An 18,693-nucleotide genomic window follows, 5' to 3' on the forward strand; every position below is an offset into this window, starting at 1 on the left:
TGCCACGCGACATTCAGCGAGGCGACCATGGGCAAGCACTACCGCAAGGCGTTGGAGAAGCTGCAGCTCGAACTGGTGCAGCTGCAACACGGGCTGCGTAGCAGCGGCCGGCGACTGCTGGTGATTTTCGAGGGCCGCGACGCCGCCGGCAAGGGCGGCACCATCAAGGCCATTACCGAGAGCCTGGATACCCGCGGCTATCGCATCGCGGCCCTGCCTAAACCGAGCGAGGCCGAAGCCACGCAATGGTATTTCCAGCGCTACGTCGCGCACCTGCCCGGCGCCGGCGAGTTCGTGCTGTTCGATCGCAGCTGGTACAACCGCGCCGTGATCGAACCGGCGATGGGATTCTGCAGCGCCGCCCAGTGCGAAGCCTTTCTCGATGCCGCGCCGGCGTTCGAGAAGCTGCTCACCGACGACGGCATCATCGTGCTGAAGTACTGGCTGGCGGTAGACCAGGTCGAACAGGAAAAGCGTTTCGCCGAGCGCGCCGACGATCCATTGAAACGCTGGAAACTGTCGCCGGTGGATCTTGCCGCTCGCAAGGAGTACGCCAAAATTGGTCGACTGCGCGACGTGATGATCGAACGCACCCACCGCGACCATGCGCCGTGGTTCGTGGTCGATTACAACAACCAGAAGCACGGCCGGATCAACCTGATCCGCCATCTGCTGCAACAGGTGCCGCTGCATGACGACCCCGCACCCGCAGTGAAGCTGCCCAGGCTCAAGGGCAAGCCGAAGACCGAACATGTCACCGACAAGGCCTTGTGGGTGCCCGATACCTTCTGATCAGGTCGTCTTGAAACCGCGCAGTTCCTGTTGCGGCAGCTCTTCGCGCGCCACGGCGTCGACGCGTGCCGCCGGCGGTCCGTGGCGCAGCCATTGCTCCAGTGCATCGAGCGCCAGCGCCGAACCGCTGGCAATCACCTCGACGCTGCCGTCGGACAGATTCCTTGCATGGCCGGCAAGGCCGAGATCCATCGCCTGCTCGCGGGTGCTGGCGCGGTAGAACACGCCCTGCACCCTGCCGCTGACGATGAAGCGCGCGGCCGGCATTACGGCTGGCCGATCAATCCGGCCAGCGACGCTTCCGTCACCGGACCGACGATGTGTTTGGCCACCTTGCCGTCCGGGCTGATCAGGTAGGTCGTGGGCAAGCCACGCGGCTCGTCGAAATCCTTCAACGGCTTGTCCAGCGTGACCTGGGCGATCGGATACACCACCGGATGCTTGGCGACAAAGGCCTTGATGTCGGCCGGATCGCTGTCGTCGTACGCCAGCCCGATCGCCACGACATTCTTGTGCGCGGCGACGAAGCGTGAGATGTCCGGCATCTCCTTGATGCACGGCACGCACCAGGTCGCCCAGTAGTTGACGATCACCCACTTGCCGCGCTGCGCGGCCAGGTCGAAGGTCTTGCCATCCAGCGTGGTGACTTTCAGCGTCGGCTGCGTCGGCATGGCCGCCTGCGCGGGCGCGGCGAATGCCAGCGCCACGGCCAGCGCGGCGGCCGGCCGGGTGAACGATGCGAACAGGGTCATGCGGGTAATTCCTCGATATCGTCCGCGGGAGTATCGGTTACGGGATAGATCCGGTCGAGTCGCACACCAAGCTTGGCGGCCAGTACCTCGGCCAGTTCGGCCAGCATCGTCAGCAATTCCGGTGGCAACTCGATACCCAGTGCCGCCGCTTTCTGTATCGGGTCCAGCGGCAGCGGATAGTCGATATGCCGGTACACGCGCAGCAGGTCGGTGCAGTCGAGGCTGCGGCAGAGCAGCCAGCCGCCGGCTTCGCCGCGCTGGATCATGTCGGCTTCGCGCAGGTCCTCGAAATAGGCAGCGATCAACGCGCTGCGCAGATACGGCTCCTTCGCGCGCACGCCGGCCGGGTCCACACAAGCGCCCGTCCGCTGGGCCTCGACGAAGTGCCGCAGCACCACCAGCAGACCGAGGAACTCGGCGCCTTCGGGCAGCGTTTCCATCGGCGGGTGATACTCGAACGCAGACGCCGAGGCGGCGATCGACGCGGCCAGGATCACGATCACCCACGACAAGTAGATCCAGAGCAGGAAAATCGGGATCGCCGCCAGCACCCCGTAGATCTGCTGGTAGGTCTGCGCGTGCTGGACGAACGCGGTGAATCCCCAGCGGGCGACTTCGAACAACACCGCGCCAAGCAGCGCGCCGATCGCCGCGTCACGGCGCGACACTTTGCAGTTGGGGATCACTGCATACATCAGCCACAGCGTGAAAAAAGTCACCACGAACGGCAGCACCGTCAGCAGGCTCTGGCCGATCCCGCCGAACTGGTCGGCGGCGCCGCGCAGCAGCGGTACGGCCGTGACGTACGAGGTCACCGCGATGCCGCCGACGATGAGGATCGGCCCCAGGGTCAGCGCCGCCCAATACAACAGCAGACGCGAACCCCAGCTGCGCGGCTGGCGCACGCGCCAGATCCGGTTTAGACGGTCCTCGATGCTGATCATCATCGACAGCGCACTGAACAGCATCACCAGGATGCTGATGCCGGTGAGCTTGCTGGCATTGGCGGCGAAGCCGAGCATGGTGTTCTGCACCGCCTCGCCCGCCGACGGCACGAAGTTGTTGAACACGAAGTCGATCAGCGTGTCGCGCGCCGGCTGGAACACCGGAAACGCCGAGAACATCGCAAGCACCGCCACCGTCAGCGGCACCAGCGACACCAGCGTCGTGTACGACAACGCGCCGGCCGTTTCGAAGCACTTGTCGTCGACAAAGCGCTGCCAGATGAAACGGCTGAAGCTCCGAGTGCGATCGCGGTTGAAACGTCGGGCCATCGGTATCCTTTCGCCGGCGGCGATGAGGTCGCCAACATCGTGGTTATCGATCGTTACACTAGCGTATTGCCGATGAATGCCTCAAACACATCAGCCTGACCCACATGAGCTCTCCGCGATGAACCAAGAAATCCTGGTGCTGTATTACAGCCGCAGCGGCCATACCGCCCAGATGGCGCGGCTGATCGCGCGCGGCATCGAGGAGGTGCCTGGCATGCGCGCGCGCCTGCGCCAGGTGCCGCCAGTGGCGCCGGTGACCGAAGTCGCCCAGCCGCCGGAGCCCGAGGACGGCGCGCCGTACGTGACGAAACAGGATCTGCTCGACTGCGTCGGCCTGGCCATGGGCAGTCCGACCCGCTTCGGCAACATGGCCGCACCGCTGAAATACTTCCTCGACTGCACCGGCGCCGAGTGGGCCAGCGGCACCCTGGCCGGCAAGCCCGCGGTGCTGTTCACCAGCACCAGCACCATGCACGGCGGCCAGGAATCGACCCTGCTGAGCATGGCGTTGCCACTGTTGCACCATGGCATGCTGCTGCTCGGCATTCCATTCACCGAGCCGGCCCTGACCAGCACCCAGAGCGGCGGCACGCCCTACGGCGCCAGCCACGTCGCCGGCGCCAAGGGCGACAACACCATCAGCGAACACGAACGCGAACTGGCCCGCGCGCTGGGCCGCCGTCTCGCCGACGTAGCCCGCCGCCTGACGGACAAGCCATGAACACCACCGCACACGCCCCCATCCTGCCGGCCTACCGCATCGGCCTGATCGCCTGGGCACTCCTCATCGGGCTGCAACTCGTCTGGCACGCCTGGCTGATGCCACCCCACGACATGCCGATGCCCATGCTGCTGGCGATCACCCTGATCCCGCTGCTGCTGCCCCTGCTCGCCCTGCGCGACGTGCGTCGTGCCCTGCTCTGGGTCGGCATCCTCAGCCTGTTCTACTTCTGCCACGGCGTGTCCGAGGCATGGAGTTCGTCCAGTCAACGCTGGCTTGCACTGGCGGAAATCGTGCTGACCTTGCTGTTGATCGGCACACTCGGCGCCGGGGTCAAGCGCAAGCATCGCAGCTGACCACGTCGAAACGTTGCCGTCTCCTGGCAACCGTCAGGCGTCACCCCGGCGTAGGTCGGGCGTGCCTGCAAACGCGTGAGCGTAGCCTGGGAATTTGCAAGCGAGATCCAGATCCGTGCCGGCGATGGCGCGCCCTTCGACCACATCACCCTGCTTGCGGTGTGTCGACAGGGTTGAAGATCCGGACAGGCGAACCGCCTGACGAATTTCCGAAGACCACCCGGCGTCGCCGCGCCAGTCGTGGGGCGACCGTCGGCGCGCGACTGGCCCGGCCATGACTCGCCCGCGATGCGCAGCTGTCACCGATTGTCAAAACTGCGAACGAATCGGCCTTCCCGACCTCACCGCGCCGTTGTAGCTTGTCCGGGCAGGGGATGCATCAGGCTAATTGAGGGAACATTGAATGCCGAACTACATGGGCTACAACGTCGTGCTTGCGCGTGCCATACGCATGACACTCGCCGCCGCGACACTGGTGGCATGGTCGGTCCAGGCGCAGGAACACGCAGCAACAGGACATCAACAGGGTTCGCCCAGCCAGTCGGCACCGGCGCAAGAACAAGGCACTCCGGTCAAGACCGCCACGAGCTTGCAAGAGGTTGTCGTCACCGGCACACACCGGGCAGGTCTTTCGCCCAGCGAGTCGATCTCGCCCATCGACGCATTCAGCGGCAGCCAGATCGCCAACCAGCCTTCGGCGAACCTGACCGACTCGCTGACCAACATCGTGCCGTCGTTGACCACCCAGCGCTTTCCGATCGCCGATGGCACGTCGTTCGTGCGGCCGGTGTCGTTGCGCAACCTGTCGCCCGACCAGACCCTGGTCCTGGTCGATGGCGTGCGTTTCCACCGCTCGGCTCTGGTCAACCTGCAACTGGACCCGCTGGGCACCTTCAACCAGGGCGCACAGGCGGTCGATTTCTCGGTATTCCCGTCCAACGCGATCGGTCGCGTGGAAGTGCTGCGTGATGGGGCCTCGGTGCTGTACGGGTCGGACGCGATCGCCGGCGTGGTCAACATCATCCTCAAGCGATCCCGCGAAGGCGCCACGGTCGGCGCGCAATGGGGCCAGTACAGCAAGGGCGACGGCAACCTGCGTCGCTACGACGCTGACGCGGGCTTCCCGCTCGGCGCGGAGGGCTTCGTGCATGTGAGTGCCGAGCGCGAAACCACCGATCCCACCTCGCGCGGCGTCGCGCAACAGGACGCGGCCGCCGTCGCGGCGGCGGTGGGCGCGAGCCAGGTGCGCTACAACGGTCTCGGCCAGCGTTGGGGCGACCCGGAAACCACGGCGAACAAGCTTTTCGTCAACGCCGGCCTGCCGCTGGGCAACGACGTCGAGCTGTATGGCTACGGCAATTACATGGGCAAGAAAGTCCTGTCCAGCTTCTTCTACCGCAACCCGGTCCTGCCGCCGCAGTACGGCATCACCGGGCGGTCCACCCTCGTCAGCTACGCCAACGGCAGTCTGGTGCCGGCGAACGCACCGCAGTCTCTGGTCAACAGCATTCTTGCTGGCGGCGGCAGCCCGGCGAACTACCTGACGGCCGATACCTCGAGCCCGAGCGGATGGATCCTGCTCAATCCCGTCTACAAGATGTTCCCCGGCGGCTACAGTCCGTCCTTCGGAGCCGATATCTCCGACCACCAGCTGGTTGGTGGCGTGCGCGGCGGCCAGCAGAGCAACCTCCAGTGGGACCTGCACTACCGCAACGGCAGCAACGAGATCGACTACCGGTTGAACGGCTCGATCAATCCCAGCTTGGGCAGCCTTACCCCAACGAGCTTCCATCCCGGCAAGCTGACCCAACGCGAACAGGGTGCCGGCGCGGATTTCGTTCGTTCGTTCGATGATTCGCCGCTCACCCTCGCCTTCGGCGCACAGTGGCGATCGGAGACCTACATCATCCAGCCCGGCGATGCCGGCTCGACCGAGGTAGGACCGACAGCTTCCGTTTTCGGCGTGGGCTCGGACGCTTTCCAGGGCTTTCCGACCACCGCGGCAGGCCGGTTCACACAGAGCAGCGACTCCGCCTACCTCGACGCCGAGACGAACCTCAACGATCGGTGGTCCGGCGCAGCGGCCGTGCGCTACGAACACGCCAACAACTACGGCGCCAAGGTGTTGTACAAGCTTTCCACCCGCTACGCCTTCAACGACGCGTTCGCGCTGCGTGGCACATTCAATACCGGCTTCCGCACGCCAACGCCCGGCCAGGCCAATACGCTCAACGTCACCACGACGGCGAACGCGCAGGGCGAACTGATCCCCAGCGGCACCTACCCGGTCAACAACCCGGTAGCGCGCGCGCTCGGCTCGGCGCCGCTGAAAACCGAAACATCCAAAAGCCTGACCTTCGGTACCGTGTGGACGCCGACCGCCACGCTCACGGCAACCCTGGACTACTACCGAATCCGCATCAACGACCGCATCGGCCTGGTGAGCAAGACCGTGGACCAGGCCACCGTCGATCAGCTGGCTGCCGGCGGCTACCCGAACGCGCCATTGCTGCTCGGCAGCGATGCCAGCTATTTCAGCAATGCCTTCGGCTCCGTCGTCCGCGGCATCGACTTCGTGGTCGATACGCGACACCCGCTGGGCAACGGCGCGCTCGACATCAACTTCCGCTACAACCGCAACAAGCAGGACGTGGCGAAAGTCAAACCGGACACGCTGAACAAGGATTTCGTGTACGACCTCGAAAACCAGGTGCCCAGGAGCCGTTCGGTGCTCAGTTTCGATTACGGACTAAAGCGATTCGATGCCATCGCACGAATCAACCATTACGAGGGATGGAGCACCGCGACCGGCGTGTTTGGCGGCAACAACCCGCCAGACGATGTCGCGCACTACAACGGCAAGACGTTGCTCGATCTGGAGGCAGACTACAAGTTCAACGACGTCTTCACCGTGGCTGTCGGCGGCAACAATGTCTTCAACACCTATCCCGGCAGGGAACAGAACGCCACGTTGCAATTCCTCGGCGCGAAGTACGCACTCACCTCGCCGTTCGGTTTCAATGGCGCCTTCTGGTACGCACGTGTGACCGTCCACATCTGACCGACGGAAAACGAAACGCTCCGCCCCGGGGCGTTTCGTTTTCCAGCGCGCGTCAGAGCGATACCTCGTTCGACACTGCCTATACTGGAAGCCCTCTCGCACGGAGCCAGTCATGGGATTCCTGCAAGCCGCCCCGCAGCTGCCGCACCCGTACCGCAGTGACCGTTCGCTGCTGGCCCTGCTTGATCGTGCACTGCCGCCCGGGCGCCGCGTCGCGCTGGACAATGACCTCGACGCGCTTGGCGACTACGCGCAGATGGCCTGGCAGCGCGCCTGCAATACGACACGCCGAAAACCGGCGCTGACCCAGTGGGACGCCTGGGGTCGGCGCATCGATCGCATCGAATTGACTACCGCGTGGCAAGAGGGCCCGCATCTCACCACGCGACATGCGGTACTCGCCGCCGGTCACGCCGACAGCGAACACGCACGGCTGGAGGAATTCGCCCGCGTCTACCTGTATCACCTTGCCAGCGAGTTCTATACCTGCCCGCTGGCGATGACCGACGGCGCAGCCACCGCGATCAAGGCGTCCGGCAACCGTGAACTGATCGATCGCGTGCTGCCGCATTTCCTCAGCCGCGATGCGGGCACGTTCTGGCTCAGCGGCCAGTGGATGACCGAGAACACCGGTGGCTCCGACGTGGGCAATACCGAAACCGTCGCGCGACAGGATGCCGCTGGTCAATGGCGTCTGTACGGGCGCAAATGGTTCAGTTCAGCGGTGGTGGGCGAGGCCGCGTTGGCACTGGCGCGGCCGGAAGGCGCCGGTGCCGGCACCGCGGCGCTGGCGCTGTTCTACGTCGAGACGATGGACGGCGAGCGGCGCAAGAGCGAACTGATCATCGACCGGCTGAAGGACAAGCTCGGCACGCGGGAACTGCCTACCGCGGAAATCCACCTGGAAGGCCTGCCGGCGTGGCCGCTGGGCGAGCTTGCCCACGGTGTGCGCCAGGTGGCGCCGATGCTCAATGTCACCCGCACCTGGAACGCGATTTGCGCGATCGCCAGCATGGCGCGCGCGATCAGCCTGGCACGCGACTACGCCACGCAGCGACAGGCGTTTGGACGTCCATTGATCGAGCAGCCGCTGCATGCGCAGACGCTGGCCGACATGCAGGCGGAGTTCGAGGGCGCGTTTGCGCTGGCGTTCGAGGTCGCGCATCTGCTGGGCCGTGTCGAACACGGTGTCGTCGCACCGCACGAGGCGTCGCTGTTGCGCCTGCTCACGCCGCTGGCCAAGCTTTGGACCGGCAAGCTGGCGGTGCGGATTTGTTCCGAGGCGATCGAATGTTTCGGTGGCGCCGGCTATATCGAGGACACCGGCCTGCCGCAACTGCTGCGCGACGCGCAGGTGTACGCGATCTGGGAAGGCACCACCAATGTGCTGTCGCTGGACAGCCTGCGTGCGCTGGCCGGCGACGGTCCCGGCGCCTTGCGCACGGCGTGCGCCAGCTGGCTGGACGGCAACGACAACATGCATGCGGCCAGTGCGATCAAGCAATCACTGGATGCCGCGTCACGCTGGATCGATCAGCACGCATCCACCCGCGAAACGCTGGAGGCCGGTGCACGCGGGCTTGCCTTTACCCTGGCGCGCTGCGCCGCCGCGGCGCTGCTGGCGCGGCACGCCAGCTGGTCGAGCAGCCATGGCGATCCGCGCCCGGCGGCGGCATTGCGGCGCTTCATCGGCTTTGGCCTCGATCACCTGGTCACGCCGGATGCGGACAACACGGCGTTGCTGTCGGGTTAGCGCACGCCACCCGCCATCGGTCAGGCGAGCCAGAACTCGCGGATGCCAGCCACACCCTGGCCCCCATTCTGGCCAGCTTCTGCGATATGCGAGGGCGCCATGCCGCCCAGGGCGTAGACAGGCAGCGCGGCGGCTTCGGCCAGTGCGTGAAAGGCCGGCCAGCCCAGCGGCGCCGTCTGCGGATGACTGCGGGTGGCGGCCACCGGCGACAGCGTGGCGAAATCCGCCCCGATGCGCGTCGCCTGGGTCAGCTGCGCCGCATCATGGCAGCTGACTCCCACCGGGAGCGACCACGGCAGCGGCCGCTCGGCGAGGGCCGGTAGCTGATGATCCTTGAGGTGGACGCCGACACCCAGCGCCAGCGCACCGTCGATATCGCCGTTGAGCAGCAGCCGGGCGTCATGCCTGCGCGCCAGTGGCAGCAACGCGGCGGCCAGCTCGCGAACGAGCTCACGCGGCCATAGCGGCAGGCGCAGCTGGATCAGTTGCTCGCCCCGCTCGATCGCCTGGCCGATGCGTTGGAACCACTTGCCAAGTTGATCCGGTGTCACATCGGCGGGGGTGATCGGATAGCGGTTGGGCAGGCGCAATGCCTGCAGGATGGCGCGATCGGCGGTGGTCAGCATGGCCGGATCGATTTGCTGCGGCATCAGCCACTGCAGCGCCTGCCCTTCCAGCGACTGCGGCACGCCTTCCCATTGTTCGGTTTGCCAGGCATCCAGCAACAGCACGCGCTCGACGTAATGGCATGGCACCCGGATCAGCGGCTCGGCGCGCTGCAGCGTGATGCCGAGTTCCTCATCCAGCTCGCGCGCCAGCCCCGCCAGCGGCGCTTCGCCGGGTTCGAGCTTGCCGCCGGGAAACTCCCACATGCCGGCCAGGTGCTTGCCGGCCGGCCGCTGTGCCAGCAGCACGCGTCCAAAAGCATCGCGCAGGACGCCGGCCATCACGTGCATGACCGGCTTCGGCGCGACCGGCGCAGGCATCAGCTATTGCGCAGGTATTCGACCATGTCGAAATCGTAGGCGTGCTCGGCGTCGGCCTTGTGATGCACGCGGGAGACTTCGATCCAGTCGCTGAAATGCACGCCGGGGAAGAACGTGTCGGCGCCATCGATCGCTGCGCCGACCCAGGTCAGGTACATGCGCCGGGCGCGCGGCAGGGCTTCGGAAAACACCATGCCGCCACCGATCACCATCAGGCCGGTGTTGTCGGTGCGCGCCTGGGCCTCTTCCACCGAACGCACGGTGATCTGGCCGGGAAACGGCGCTTCGTGCTTGCGCGACAGGACCAGGTTGACCCGATCGGGCAGCGCGCGGCCGATCGACACGGCGGTGTTGTACCCCATCAGCACGTTCTTGCCGGTGGTCAGCTGTTTGAACCAGCGCAGGTCATCGGGCAGATGCCAGGGCAGTTGCCCCTTGCTGCCGATGGCGAAATTTTCGTCGAGTGCGGCAATCAGCGAAATAGCCATAACGGTCCTTGAGAAAAGCCTGATCAGTAAGGGGCTGGCGCCTTTGGGAGGCGCCGCCGATTGCATCGAATCTTAGCAGGGTGCGGTGGTTTCGCGGCGGCAGCGCAGGTATTTGCGGCAGTGAACGATGGCCTTCCCGCGAACGGATTGGGCGCGGTTACACCGCTACCGCCGCCTTGATGGCCGGATGCGACTGATAACCCTCGACGGCGACGTCCTCGTAACGGAAATCGAAGATCGAGCGCACTTCCGGGTTGAGCTTCAGCCGCGGCGAGGGCAACGCCTCGCGGGTCAGCTGCAACCGCGCCTGTTCCACGTGGTTGTTGTAAAGATGCGCGTCACCCAGGGTATGCACGAAGTCGCCCACGCCCAGTCCGCAGACCTGCGCGACCATGTGGGTGAGCAGCGCATAGCTGGCGATATTGAACGGCACACCGAGGAAGATGTCGCCCGATCGCTGGTATAGCTGGCAACTGAGTTTGCCGTCGGCCACGTAGAACTGGAACATCGTGTGGCACGGCATCAGCGCCATCTTCGGCAGCTCGCCCACGTTCCACGCGCTGACAATCAGCCGGCGGGAATCGGGGTTGCGCTTGATCTCGTCGATGACCCAGGCGATCTGGTCGACCACGCCGCCGTCGGCGGTGGGCCATGCCCGCCATTGCTGGCCGTAGACCGGGCCGAGATCGCCGCTCGCGTCGGCCCACTCGTCCCAGATGCGCACGCCGTTTTCTTTCAGGTAGGCGATGTTGGTGTCACCGCGCAGGAACCAGATCAGCTCGTGCACGATCGACTTCAGGTGCAGCTTCTTGGTGGTGACCAGCGGGAAACCCCGGCCCAAGTCGAAACGCAGCTGGTAACCGAACACGCTGCGCGTGCCGGTACCGGTGCGATCGGTCTTTTCAGTGCCGTGGTCGAGGACGTGGCGGAGCAGGTCGAGGTAGGCGCGCATTGGCCAAGGATAGCGTCACGAGGCGATATGTGGGAGCCGCCCAGGCCGCGAGATGCCGGCTTCCCGGCGGTAGGGCATCGCGACTGAAGGCGCTCCCGCACGACCGCGGCCATGACCACCGTCACTCTCGCCCATCGCCATTTTCGACCTAGACTCGGCGCTTTCCCCCAAAGAGAAGGCCATCATGGCGCAGTGGTATTTCAGCTACGGCAAGAACACCGACCGCATGGGTCCGCTCGATGACGCGGCGGCGCGAACCCAGGCCCAACGCCAGCCGGACGGCTATTGCTGGTGCGACGGCTTCACTGAATGGAAGCCGATCCGCAGCGTGGCGGAACTCGGCGGCACACCACTGGCGCCGCCACCGATCCCTCCCTCGATGGGCCATGGCCGCGCCGACGAGATCGATTACCGCATCGTCGGTACCGACATGCAGTTCGTCGAGATTGAACTGGACCCGGGCGAAAGCGCGATCGCCGAGGCGGGCGCGCTGATGTACAAGGAATCGGCGGTGCAGATGGACACCGTGTTCGGTGACGGCTCCAGTGGCGGCCAGAGCGGCGGAGGACTGATGGACAAGCTGATGTCCGCCGGCAAGCGCGTGATCACCGGCGAGAGCCTGTTCACCACCGTGTTCACGCACACCGGCCAGGGCAAGGCCAGGGTCGCGTTCGCCGCGCCCTACCCCGGCACGGTGATGGCGATGAAGTTATCCGACCACGGTGGTCGGCTAATCTGCCAGAAAGACGCCTTCCTGGCCGGTGCGCGCGGCGTGCAGTTGGGCATCTTCTTCCAGCGCAAGATCCTGACCGGTCTGTTCGGCGGCGAAGGTTTCATCATGCAGAAGCTCGAGGGCGACGGCTGGGTCTTCGTGCACGCCGGTGGCACCGTGGTGCAACGTGAATTGAAACCCGGCGAGCGGCTCGACGTGGATACCGGCTGCGTCGTCGCGTTCCACGACACGGTAAGCATGGACGTGCGCCCGGTCGGCGGCATCAAGAGCATGCTGTTCGGCGGCGAAGGCGTGTTCCTCGCCACGCTGACCGGGCCGGGTACGGTATGGCTGCAATCGTTGCCGTTCTCGCGCATGGCCGGACGCATGCTGGCGGCGGCACCGCAGGGCGGCGGACAGCGCCGCGGCGAAGGTTCGATTCTCGGCGGCCTCGGCGACATTCTCGGTGGCGACCGCAATTTCTGAGTCCGCGCCCCTATCTCCACGTGTAGGAGCCCGCTGGCGGGCGATGCCCTTCGGAAAAGCATCGCCCGCCAGCGGGCTCCTACCCAGGGAGAGACTACCCAGCGAGCGGCAAGGTGGGTGAGCGACGCGACATCGCGATCAGCACCACCCCGATCACGATCAATGGCAACGACTGCATCTGCCCCATCGTCACCCACTGGGTGCCAAACAGATAGCCGAGCTGCGCATCGGGCACGCGCACGAACTCCACCGCAAAGCGGAAACAGCCGTACAGCAGCGCGAACAGACCGGAGACCAGATAACGCGGCCGCGGTTTCAGCGACACCAGCCACAACACCACGAACATCACCACGCCTTCCAGCAGCATCTCGTACAGCTGCGAGGGATGCCGCGGCAAACGATCCGGCGCCTGCGGAAAGATCATCGCCCACGACACGTCGCTGGGCTTGCCCCACAACTCGCCATTGATGAAGTTGCCGAGCCGGCCCAAACCCAGTCCGATCGGTACCAGCGGCGCCACGAAATCCACCGTGTCGAAAAAATGCAGCCGCTGCCTGCGCGACCACCACCAACCTGCCGCCAATACGCCAAGCAGGCCGCCGTGGAAACTCATGCCACCGTCCCAGACCTTGAACAGCGTCTGCGGTGCGGTCCAGATCCAGTCGATGTCCGCGTAAAACAGCATGTACCAGACCCGTCCGCCGACGATCACGCCCATCATCCCGTAGAACAACAGATCGCCCAGCGCGTCCCGACTGACCGGCAGGCGCCCGCGCCGACGCCGGTATTCGCCCAGCACCGCGACGAAGAAGAAGCCGAGCAGGTACATCAGTCCGTACCAGTGCACCTGGATCGGGCCTAGATGGAAGGCAACAGGATCGATATCGACGACGAAAGGCTGGGACATGGCGACAAGCTTGGCTGGCAAAGACCTAGTGTAGCGGTCCGCGGATGACCGGCGCGGGCGCCTCTTACGATCACGCTTCCCGCGGCGCTAGAATCGTCGACAGACGCTGAGTGCACCGGGGGAACGGGGGTAGCGCAGCCGTCATCAGGGGATGTCCGCATCCAGCCCGTCCGTCGTGCGCTCCACGCGACCGGCTCATCACAGGGAGCGTGTCAGGGGAAAACCGATGTCTTACCGTTTTGCACGAACCGTGCTGTTCGCTGCCTGTCTGCTGTCGCCCGCCGCTGGCGTGGCGGCCGACCTTGTTCCGGTGGAGGCCTTCGCGCACCACCCGCTGCTGTCGATGCCGAGGCTCTCGCCGAATGGTGAGTACCTGGCCGTCAACATGAATGACGCCGACGGCGATTCGCATGCGCTGGTCATCTACAAAATCGATGACATGAAACAGCCGGTGAGCATGCTGCGCCTGCCCAAGTATGAGCTGGCGGCAGGAATTACCTGGGTCAGCAATACGCGGCTGGTGGTGGAGAAAGGCAAGCAGTACGGCTCGATCGACAAACCGCAATTGACCGGCGAAGTGATCGCCACCGACCTCGACGGCAAGCATCAGGATTACCTGTATGGCTTCGAGGGCTCCTACGGAACCCGCGCGGCGACGCGCGGCACCGATCGCGGCTGGGGCTTCGTCGACGGTGTACCCACCCCGGTCAATGGCCATTTCTACATGGCCACGCAAAGCTGGAGCAATACCGACAGCAGCACGCTCTATGACGTCGACGCCGTCAAGAACAGCCGCCATCTGATCGGCGAGATAGGCATCGGCGGACTGAGCTTCATGGTCGGCGCCAATGGCCAGGCCCACTACGCCTATGGCCGCGACGACAACTGGAGGTACGTCGTGTATCACCAGCAAGCCGGTGGCTGGGCGCCGATGGGCGCGGCCCAGATCGGTCACAGCTTCACCCCGATCTTCTTCACTCCGGATCAACAACGCATCTACGCCAGCTACAGCGCCGATGGCGGCCCGACGATGCTGGTGGAGCAGGACGAGAACGGCGGCAACCGCAAGGTGCTCGCCAACGACAGCTTCGGCAGCATCGGCAACATCGAATGGACGGCGCTGCCCTATCAGCCATTCGCCACGGCGCCGGACACCGGCGTGCCTACGCTCAACTACATCGACGCCAATTCCATGGCGGCGAAATTGCACCATGCGTTGAGCATGAAATTCCCCGGCAGCTACTTGCATTTCGTCAACTTCAGCGAAGACGGCAGCAAATTGCTGTTCTCGGTCTCCAGCGACCGCGACCCGGGTGCCTATTTCCTGATCGACACGCACCACTACAAGGTGATCAAGCTGTTCGCCACCTCGCCGTGGATCGATCCGGCAAAGATGGCCGAACGCCGCCCGATGCACTTCAAGGCCAGCGACGGCATGGATCTGGAAGCGATCCTGACCATCCCGAACGGCGTCAAGATGGCCAACCTGCCGATGGTGTTGCTGCCGCATGGCGGCCCGATCGGCGTGGAGGACGACTGGTCCTACGACAACGATGCGCAATTCCTCGCCAACCGCGGCTACCTGGTGCTGCAGGTGAACTACCGTGGCTCCAGCGGCCGTGGCGTGAACTTCATGGAGGCTGGCTACCTGAAATGGGGTACCCGAATCCAGCAGGATCTGACCGACGGCGTGAAGTGGGCGATCGCGGAAAAATATGCCGATCCACAACGCGTTTGCGTCTACGGTGGCAGCTTCGGCGGCTACGCCGCGATGATGACGACGATTCGTGCGCCGGGCATGTTCAAGTGCGCGGTGGGTTACGCCGGCATCTACGACTTGGCGATGATGTACAAGAAAGGCGACATCAAGGCGGACAAGTCCGGCCGCAGCTATCTGAACACGGTCATCGGCAAGGACGATGCCGATCTCGCCGCCAATTCCCCCGACAAGCTGGCCGACAAGATCGACGTGCCGGTACTGCTGATCCATGGCGAGGACGACAAGCGCGCACCGTTCGCCCAGGCCAAGGCGATGCGCGCGGCGCTGGATGCGGCGCACAAGCCGTACGAGTGGTTGAGCAAGCCGGGCGAAGGCCACGGCTTCTACGACGAGAAGAACACCATCGAGTTCTATACCGCACTGCAGACGTTCATCGCCAAGCACATCGGTGCTGGAACCACGCCCTGAATCCGGCACGGCCCATCGCTACCGGAAGGCGCTTCGGCGCCTTCTTTTTTTGGGATGGCTGCACGTCATTGGGCGGCCGCGATTTTTATTGGCCACACAAGGACTAACGTGATTTCACGGCGTTTTTTCTTGCAATTTGATTGCGCGTTGTCTTAACGTCGGGATTACATCGTCCTTCCCCCAAGCTCGACGATGCCGTGGCGCCGACGCCCTCCCCAGGCCAGACGCGCCGTCCCCAAAGCCTGAATGAGCTGCCTTGTCGGCTGCTCAAGGGCCGTTTTTGTTCGGAGTTTTTCCATTCAATGAAACAGAAGACTTTGCTGGCTACCGCCATCACGGCAGCCTTGATGCTGCAGGTATGGACCGTTTCTGCGCAGGACGCGCCCGCCGCCCAACCCGCCGCTGCGGGACAGGCCAAGCAGCTTGATACCGTGACGGTCACCGGCTCGCGCATTCGCAGCGCGGATCTGGAAACCGCGCAGCCGGTCTTCACGATGGACCGCCAGGCGATCCAGGCCACCGGCCTGACCAACGTCGACGACATCCTGGCCCGCATGCCATCCGCCGGCACGCCGGACATCACGCCGCAGGACACGCTGTCTTCGGGCGCCGACGTCGGCGGCCGTTACGTCAACATCCGCAACCTCGGCTCGCAGCGCACGCTGGTGCTGGTCAACGGCCGCCGCTGGAGCTCCAGCCTGAGCGGAAGGACCGATCTGTCGACCATCCCGGTGTCGATCATCGATCGCATCGATATCCTCAAGGACGGCGCGTCGTCGATCTACGGTTCGGACGCCATCGGCGGCGTGGTGAACATCATCACCCGCGAGCGTTTCGACGGTGCCGAAGCGAACGTCTATTACGGCCAGAACGGCAAGGGCGACGGCCAGCAGAAGAATGCCGACTTCACCTGGGGCCACAACACCGACAAGTCGGCGTTGATCGTGGGTGCGTCCTACCAGGACACCAAGCCGATGTGGAACAGCGATCGCGACCTGACACGCTATGCGAACGGTCCGCGTCATCCCAATGACGGTCTTGGCTTGGGCCCATGGGGCAATGTGACGGATCCGGTTTCCGGCGACAGTTACGTGATCAATCACGGCTCGACTGACACCGGCAACATCGCCAACTACCATCTGTACGACCCGAACAGTGCGGCGGACAAGTACGCCACCCAGCAGGACATGACGTTCCGTTCCGGCTCCAAGCTGAAGAACCTGTTCGTGCAGGAACGCTACAACCTGACCGACAACATCATGCTGCGCGGCACCGGCAGCTACACGGTGCGCGACACCTCCAGCCAACTCGCTGGCTACCCGTTCCAGACGGCCGCGGGTCGTGGCGATGGCCTGTTCATTGACCCGAACAATGCGTACAACCCGTTCCCGGGCAATGAGACCGAGTTCCTGCGTCGTACGGTCGAGCAGCCCCGCGTGACCTACTCGAAAGCCAAGCTGGCCCATATCGATATCGGTGCGGAAGGTTATTTCACTTTCCTGAATCACGACTGGAGCTGGGACGCGACGTACAACTATTCCAAGACCAAGATCAGCCAGGTCACCACCGGCAACATCTATCTGCCGAACGCCGAAAAGGCACTGGGCGCCACCACGACGGTCGATGGCCAGGTCGTCTGCGCCAATGCCGCCGATCGTGCTGCCGGCTGCCTGCCCTGGAATATCCTCGCCGGTCCGGGCGGCACCTCGCCGGCAGTGTGGAACTACGTCGGCGCGGTGGGCACATCGCACCAGACCAGCCAGACCGACGACATCTCGCTCAATACGACCGGCGGTCTGTTCGATCTGCCCGGCGGCACGGTGAACATCGCCGGCGGCGTCGAGCATCGTCGCGAAAAGGGTTCGTTCCGCCCGGACGCGAACGACTCGGCCGGCCTGACCACCAACCTCGCCAGCGCACCGACCACCGGCGGCTACACCGTGAACGAGGCCTACCTCGAGCTCGACGTGCCGCTGCTGCGTGACCTGCCGGGCGCCCGCGAGCTGGGTATCAACGTGGCCAGCCGCTACTCGCACTACAGCAACTTCGGCAGCACGACCAACAACAAGTACAACTTCCGCTGGAAGCCGTTCGACGATCTGCTGGTGCGTGGCACCTACGCTGAAGGTTTCCGCGCACCGACGATCGACGATCTGTACAGCGGTACCGGCGAAAGCTTCGAGACGTTCATCGATCCATGCGACACCAAGTTCGGTGCTTCCGCCACCAACGCGGGCGTCGCCGGCCTCTGTGCCAGTTCCGGCGTCCCGGCCAACTACCGTCAGGTGGACCAGGCCGGTCAGCAGATCGTCAGTGCGGGTGGTGGCCAGTCGCCGACACCGTTCCTGTCGGGCTCCAATGCGAAGTTGCAGCCGGAGAAGTCGATCACCCGTACCGCCGGTCTGGTCTTCAGCCCGCATTACGTGGATGGCCTCGACCTGACGCTCGATTACTACAAGATCTACGTCAAGAACATCATCTCGCCCGTGTTTGCGAATGACATTCTCAACTTCTGTTACGTGCAGAACGATCCGAGCTTCTGCGGCCGTTTCACCCGCGACAGCAGCGGCGCGATCAACAGCCTCAACGAGAGCCTGTCCAACCTCGGCACGCTGAAGACCGAGGGCTACGATTTCGGCATTCACTACCGTCTGCCGGAAACCTCGATCGGCACCTTCCGCATCGCTTCGGACAGCACCTACCTCAGCAAGTACGAGCTGGCCAGCGGCCCCGGCGCGACGCCTAAAAACGAAGCCGGCTTCATGTCCGGCATGACCGGGGAGGAGGGTTTGTACCGCGTCCGCTCCAATCTGCAGGTCGACTGGAGCTACCGGCAGTTCGGTGCCAGCTGGACCATGCGTTACTTCAGCGGCTTGAAGGACAGGTGCTACAGCAACATCGCCGGCGCCCCGGTCGAGTGCAACATGCCCGACTACACCAACCCGTCACTGGGTGGCTTCGGCGTCAGCCAGAAAGGTTCGGTCACGTTCAACGACGTCCAGGTCCATTACGCAGCACCGTGGAAAGGTATCTTCACCGTGGGCGTCAACAACGTCTTCAACAAGAAGGGCCCGTTCTACTACAACGTAACGGCGGCCGGTTCCGGTAGCCCGCCGTACAACCCGTCGTTTGACATCGACCGTTACTTCTACGTGTCGTACAACCAGAAGTTCTAAAAACCGGCGACGGTTCGTGCAAGAAAAAACGCAGCTCTTTCGGGCTGCGTTTTTTTGTGGCCAGGTATTCGCTGCGATGAGAAGCCGAT

The 18,693-nt window shown here is 64.4% G+C and carries 15 protein-coding genes; 8 read left to right on the forward strand and 7 right to left on the reverse strand.

Annotated features, from left to right (window positions below):
* Positions 1-27 precede the first annotated feature (27 nt).
* Complete coding sequence (gene ppk2, locus ACPPVV_RS14605) at positions 28-792, forward strand: polyphosphate kinase 2 (protein WP_426700596.1); 765 nt, start codon at positions 28-30, stop codon at positions 790-792.
* Here ppk2 and ACPPVV_RS14610 read toward each other — a convergent pair whose 3' ends face one another.
* Genes ACPPVV_RS14610 through ACPPVV_RS14620 form a run of 3 tightly spaced genes read right to left on the reverse strand, consistent with a single transcriptional unit; the run spans position 793 to position 2,818 of the window.
* Positions 793-1,059 (reverse strand): acylphosphatase, encoded by a 267-nt coding sequence (locus ACPPVV_RS14610; protein WP_426700597.1) that lies wholly within the window; start codon positions 1,057-1,059, stop codon positions 793-795. It abuts the gene before it with no gap.
* Positions 1,059-1,544 carry a TlpA family protein disulfide reductase gene (locus tag ACPPVV_RS14615; protein WP_426700598.1) on the reverse strand — a complete coding sequence of 162 codons (486 nt, stop codon included), beginning with the start codon at positions 1,542-1,544 and terminating at the stop codon, positions 1,059-1,061. The genes ACPPVV_RS14610 and ACPPVV_RS14615 overlap by 1 nt, the downstream gene beginning before the upstream one ends.
* Positions 1,541-2,818 (reverse strand): YihY family inner membrane protein, encoded by a 1,278-nt coding sequence (locus tag ACPPVV_RS14620; protein ID WP_426700599.1) that lies wholly within the window; start codon positions 2,816-2,818, stop codon positions 1,541-1,543. The genes ACPPVV_RS14615 and ACPPVV_RS14620 overlap by 4 nt, the downstream gene beginning before the upstream one ends.
* 118 nt (positions 2,819-2,936) lie before the next feature.
* Here ACPPVV_RS14620 and wrbA point away from each other — a divergent pair, with 118 nt between their 5' ends.
* From wrbA to ACPPVV_RS14640, 4 genes are all read left to right on the forward strand, one after another.
* Positions 2,937-3,539 carry an NAD(P)H:quinone oxidoreductase gene (gene wrbA, locus ACPPVV_RS14625; protein ID WP_426700600.1) on the forward strand — a complete coding sequence of 201 codons (603 nt, stop codon included), beginning with the start codon at positions 2,937-2,939 and terminating at the stop codon, positions 3,537-3,539.
* Positions 3,536-3,895, forward strand: coding sequence for a DUF2069 domain-containing protein (locus ACPPVV_RS14630; protein ID WP_426700601.1), 360 nt, complete (start codon positions 3,536-3,538; stop codon positions 3,893-3,895). Before wrbA ends, ACPPVV_RS14630 begins: the two co-directional genes overlap by 4 nt.
* Positions 3,896-4,298: 403 nt before the next feature.
* Positions 4,299-6,956, forward strand: coding sequence for a TonB-dependent receptor plug domain-containing protein (locus ACPPVV_RS14635; protein WP_426700602.1), 2,658 nt, complete (start codon positions 4,299-4,301; stop codon positions 6,954-6,956).
* Between the two features lie 112 nt (positions 6,957-7,068).
* Positions 7,069-8,709, forward strand: coding sequence for an acyl-CoA dehydrogenase family protein (locus tag ACPPVV_RS14640; RefSeq protein ID WP_426700603.1), 1,641 nt, complete (start codon positions 7,069-7,071; stop codon positions 8,707-8,709).
* Positions 8,710-8,729: 20 nt separating this feature from the next.
* On the opposite strand, the gene ACPPVV_RS14645 is transcribed toward ACPPVV_RS14640, so the two are convergent.
* From ACPPVV_RS14645 to ACPPVV_RS14655, 3 genes are all read right to left on the reverse strand, one after another.
* Entirely contained in the window at positions 8,730-9,695 is a 966-nt protein-coding gene (locus ACPPVV_RS14645; protein WP_426700604.1) for a Nudix family hydrolase, read from the reverse strand.
* Entirely contained in the window at positions 9,695-10,183 is a 489-nt protein-coding gene (locus ACPPVV_RS14650) for a dihydrofolate reductase (RefSeq protein ID WP_426700605.1), read from the reverse strand. The genes ACPPVV_RS14645 and ACPPVV_RS14650 overlap by 1 nt, the downstream gene beginning before the upstream one ends.
* Positions 10,184-10,340: 157 nt before the next feature.
* Complete coding sequence (locus tag ACPPVV_RS14655; RefSeq protein ID WP_426700606.1) at positions 10,341-11,135, reverse strand: thymidylate synthase; 795 nt, start codon at positions 11,133-11,135, stop codon at positions 10,341-10,343.
* Positions 11,136-11,319: 184 nt separating this feature from the next.
* Here ACPPVV_RS14655 and ACPPVV_RS14660 point away from each other — a divergent pair, with 184 nt between their 5' ends.
* On the forward strand, positions 11,320-12,333 hold the full coding sequence (locus tag ACPPVV_RS14660) for a TIGR00266 family protein (RefSeq protein WP_426700607.1): 1,014 nt from the start codon (positions 11,320-11,322) through the stop codon (positions 12,331-12,333).
* A gap of 94 nt (positions 12,334-12,427) precedes the next feature.
* On the opposite strand, the gene lgt is transcribed toward ACPPVV_RS14660, so the two are convergent.
* Positions 12,428-13,240: a prolipoprotein diacylglyceryl transferase gene (lgt, locus tag ACPPVV_RS14665; protein ID WP_426700608.1), complete on the reverse strand. Its 813-nt coding sequence runs from the start codon at positions 13,238-13,240 to the stop codon at positions 12,428-12,430.
* 226 nt (positions 13,241-13,466) lie between these two features.
* Here lgt and ACPPVV_RS14670 point away from each other — a divergent pair, with 226 nt between their 5' ends.
* Together ACPPVV_RS14670 and ACPPVV_RS14675 are read left to right on the forward strand one after the other, a co-directional pair.
* Positions 13,467-15,428, forward strand: a complete 1,962-nt coding sequence (locus ACPPVV_RS14670; protein ID WP_426700609.1) for an alpha/beta hydrolase family protein — start codon at positions 13,467-13,469, stop codon at positions 15,426-15,428.
* A gap of 302 nt (positions 15,429-15,730) precedes the next feature.
* Positions 15,731-18,604, forward strand: a complete 2,874-nt coding sequence (locus ACPPVV_RS14675) for a TonB-dependent receptor plug domain-containing protein (RefSeq protein ID WP_426700610.1) — start codon at positions 15,731-15,733, stop codon at positions 18,602-18,604.
* The last annotated feature ends 89 nt before the right edge of the window (positions 18,605-18,693 follow it).

Origin of the sequence: Rhodanobacter sp. Col0626 (genome assembly GCF_049994385.1) — a bacterium.
Lineage (GTDB): Bacteria > Pseudomonadota > Gammaproteobacteria > Xanthomonadales > Rhodanobacteraceae > Rhodanobacter.

Coding starts and splice junctions, on each gene's coding strand:
- ppk2 (WP_426700596.1), top strand. CDS start 28: ATGGGCAAGCACTACCGCAAGGCGTTGGAGAAGCTGCAGCTCGAACTG.
- ACPPVV_RS14610 (WP_426700597.1), bottom strand. CDS start 1,059: ATGCCGGCCGCGCGCTTCATCGTCAGCGGCAGGGTGCAGGGCGTGTTC.
- ACPPVV_RS14615 (WP_426700598.1), bottom strand. CDS start 1,544: ATGACCCTGTTCGCATCGTTCACCCGGCCGGCCGCCGCGCTGGCCGTG.
- ACPPVV_RS14620 (WP_426700599.1), bottom strand. CDS start 2,818: ATGGCCCGACGTTTCAACCGCGATCGCACTCGGAGCTTCAGCCGTTTC.
- wrbA (WP_426700600.1), top strand. CDS start 2,937: ATGAACCAAGAAATCCTGGTGCTGTATTACAGCCGCAGCGGCCATACC.
- ACPPVV_RS14630 (WP_426700601.1), top strand. CDS start 3,536: ATGAACACCACCGCACACGCCCCCATCCTGCCGGCCTACCGCATCGGC.
- ACPPVV_RS14635 (WP_426700602.1), top strand. CDS start 4,299: ATGCCGAACTACATGGGCTACAACGTCGTGCTTGCGCGTGCCATACGC.
- ACPPVV_RS14640 (WP_426700603.1), top strand. CDS start 7,069: ATGGGATTCCTGCAAGCCGCCCCGCAGCTGCCGCACCCGTACCGCAGT.
- ACPPVV_RS14645 (WP_426700604.1), bottom strand. CDS start 9,695: ATGCCTGCGCCGGTCGCGCCGAAGCCGGTCATGCACGTGATGGCCGGC.
- ACPPVV_RS14650 (WP_426700605.1), bottom strand. CDS start 10,183: ATGGCTATTTCGCTGATTGCCGCACTCGACGAAAATTTCGCCATCGGC.
- ACPPVV_RS14655 (WP_426700606.1), bottom strand. CDS start 11,135: ATGCGCGCCTACCTCGACCTGCTCCGCCACGTCCTCGACCACGGCACT.
- ACPPVV_RS14660 (WP_426700607.1), top strand. CDS start 11,320: ATGGCGCAGTGGTATTTCAGCTACGGCAAGAACACCGACCGCATGGGT.
- lgt (WP_426700608.1), bottom strand. CDS start 13,240: ATGTCCCAGCCTTTCGTCGTCGATATCGATCCTGTTGCCTTCCATCTA.
- ACPPVV_RS14670 (WP_426700609.1), top strand. CDS start 13,467: ATGTCTTACCGTTTTGCACGAACCGTGCTGTTCGCTGCCTGTCTGCTG.
- ACPPVV_RS14675 (WP_426700610.1), top strand. CDS start 15,731: ATGAAACAGAAGACTTTGCTGGCTACCGCCATCACGGCAGCCTTGATG.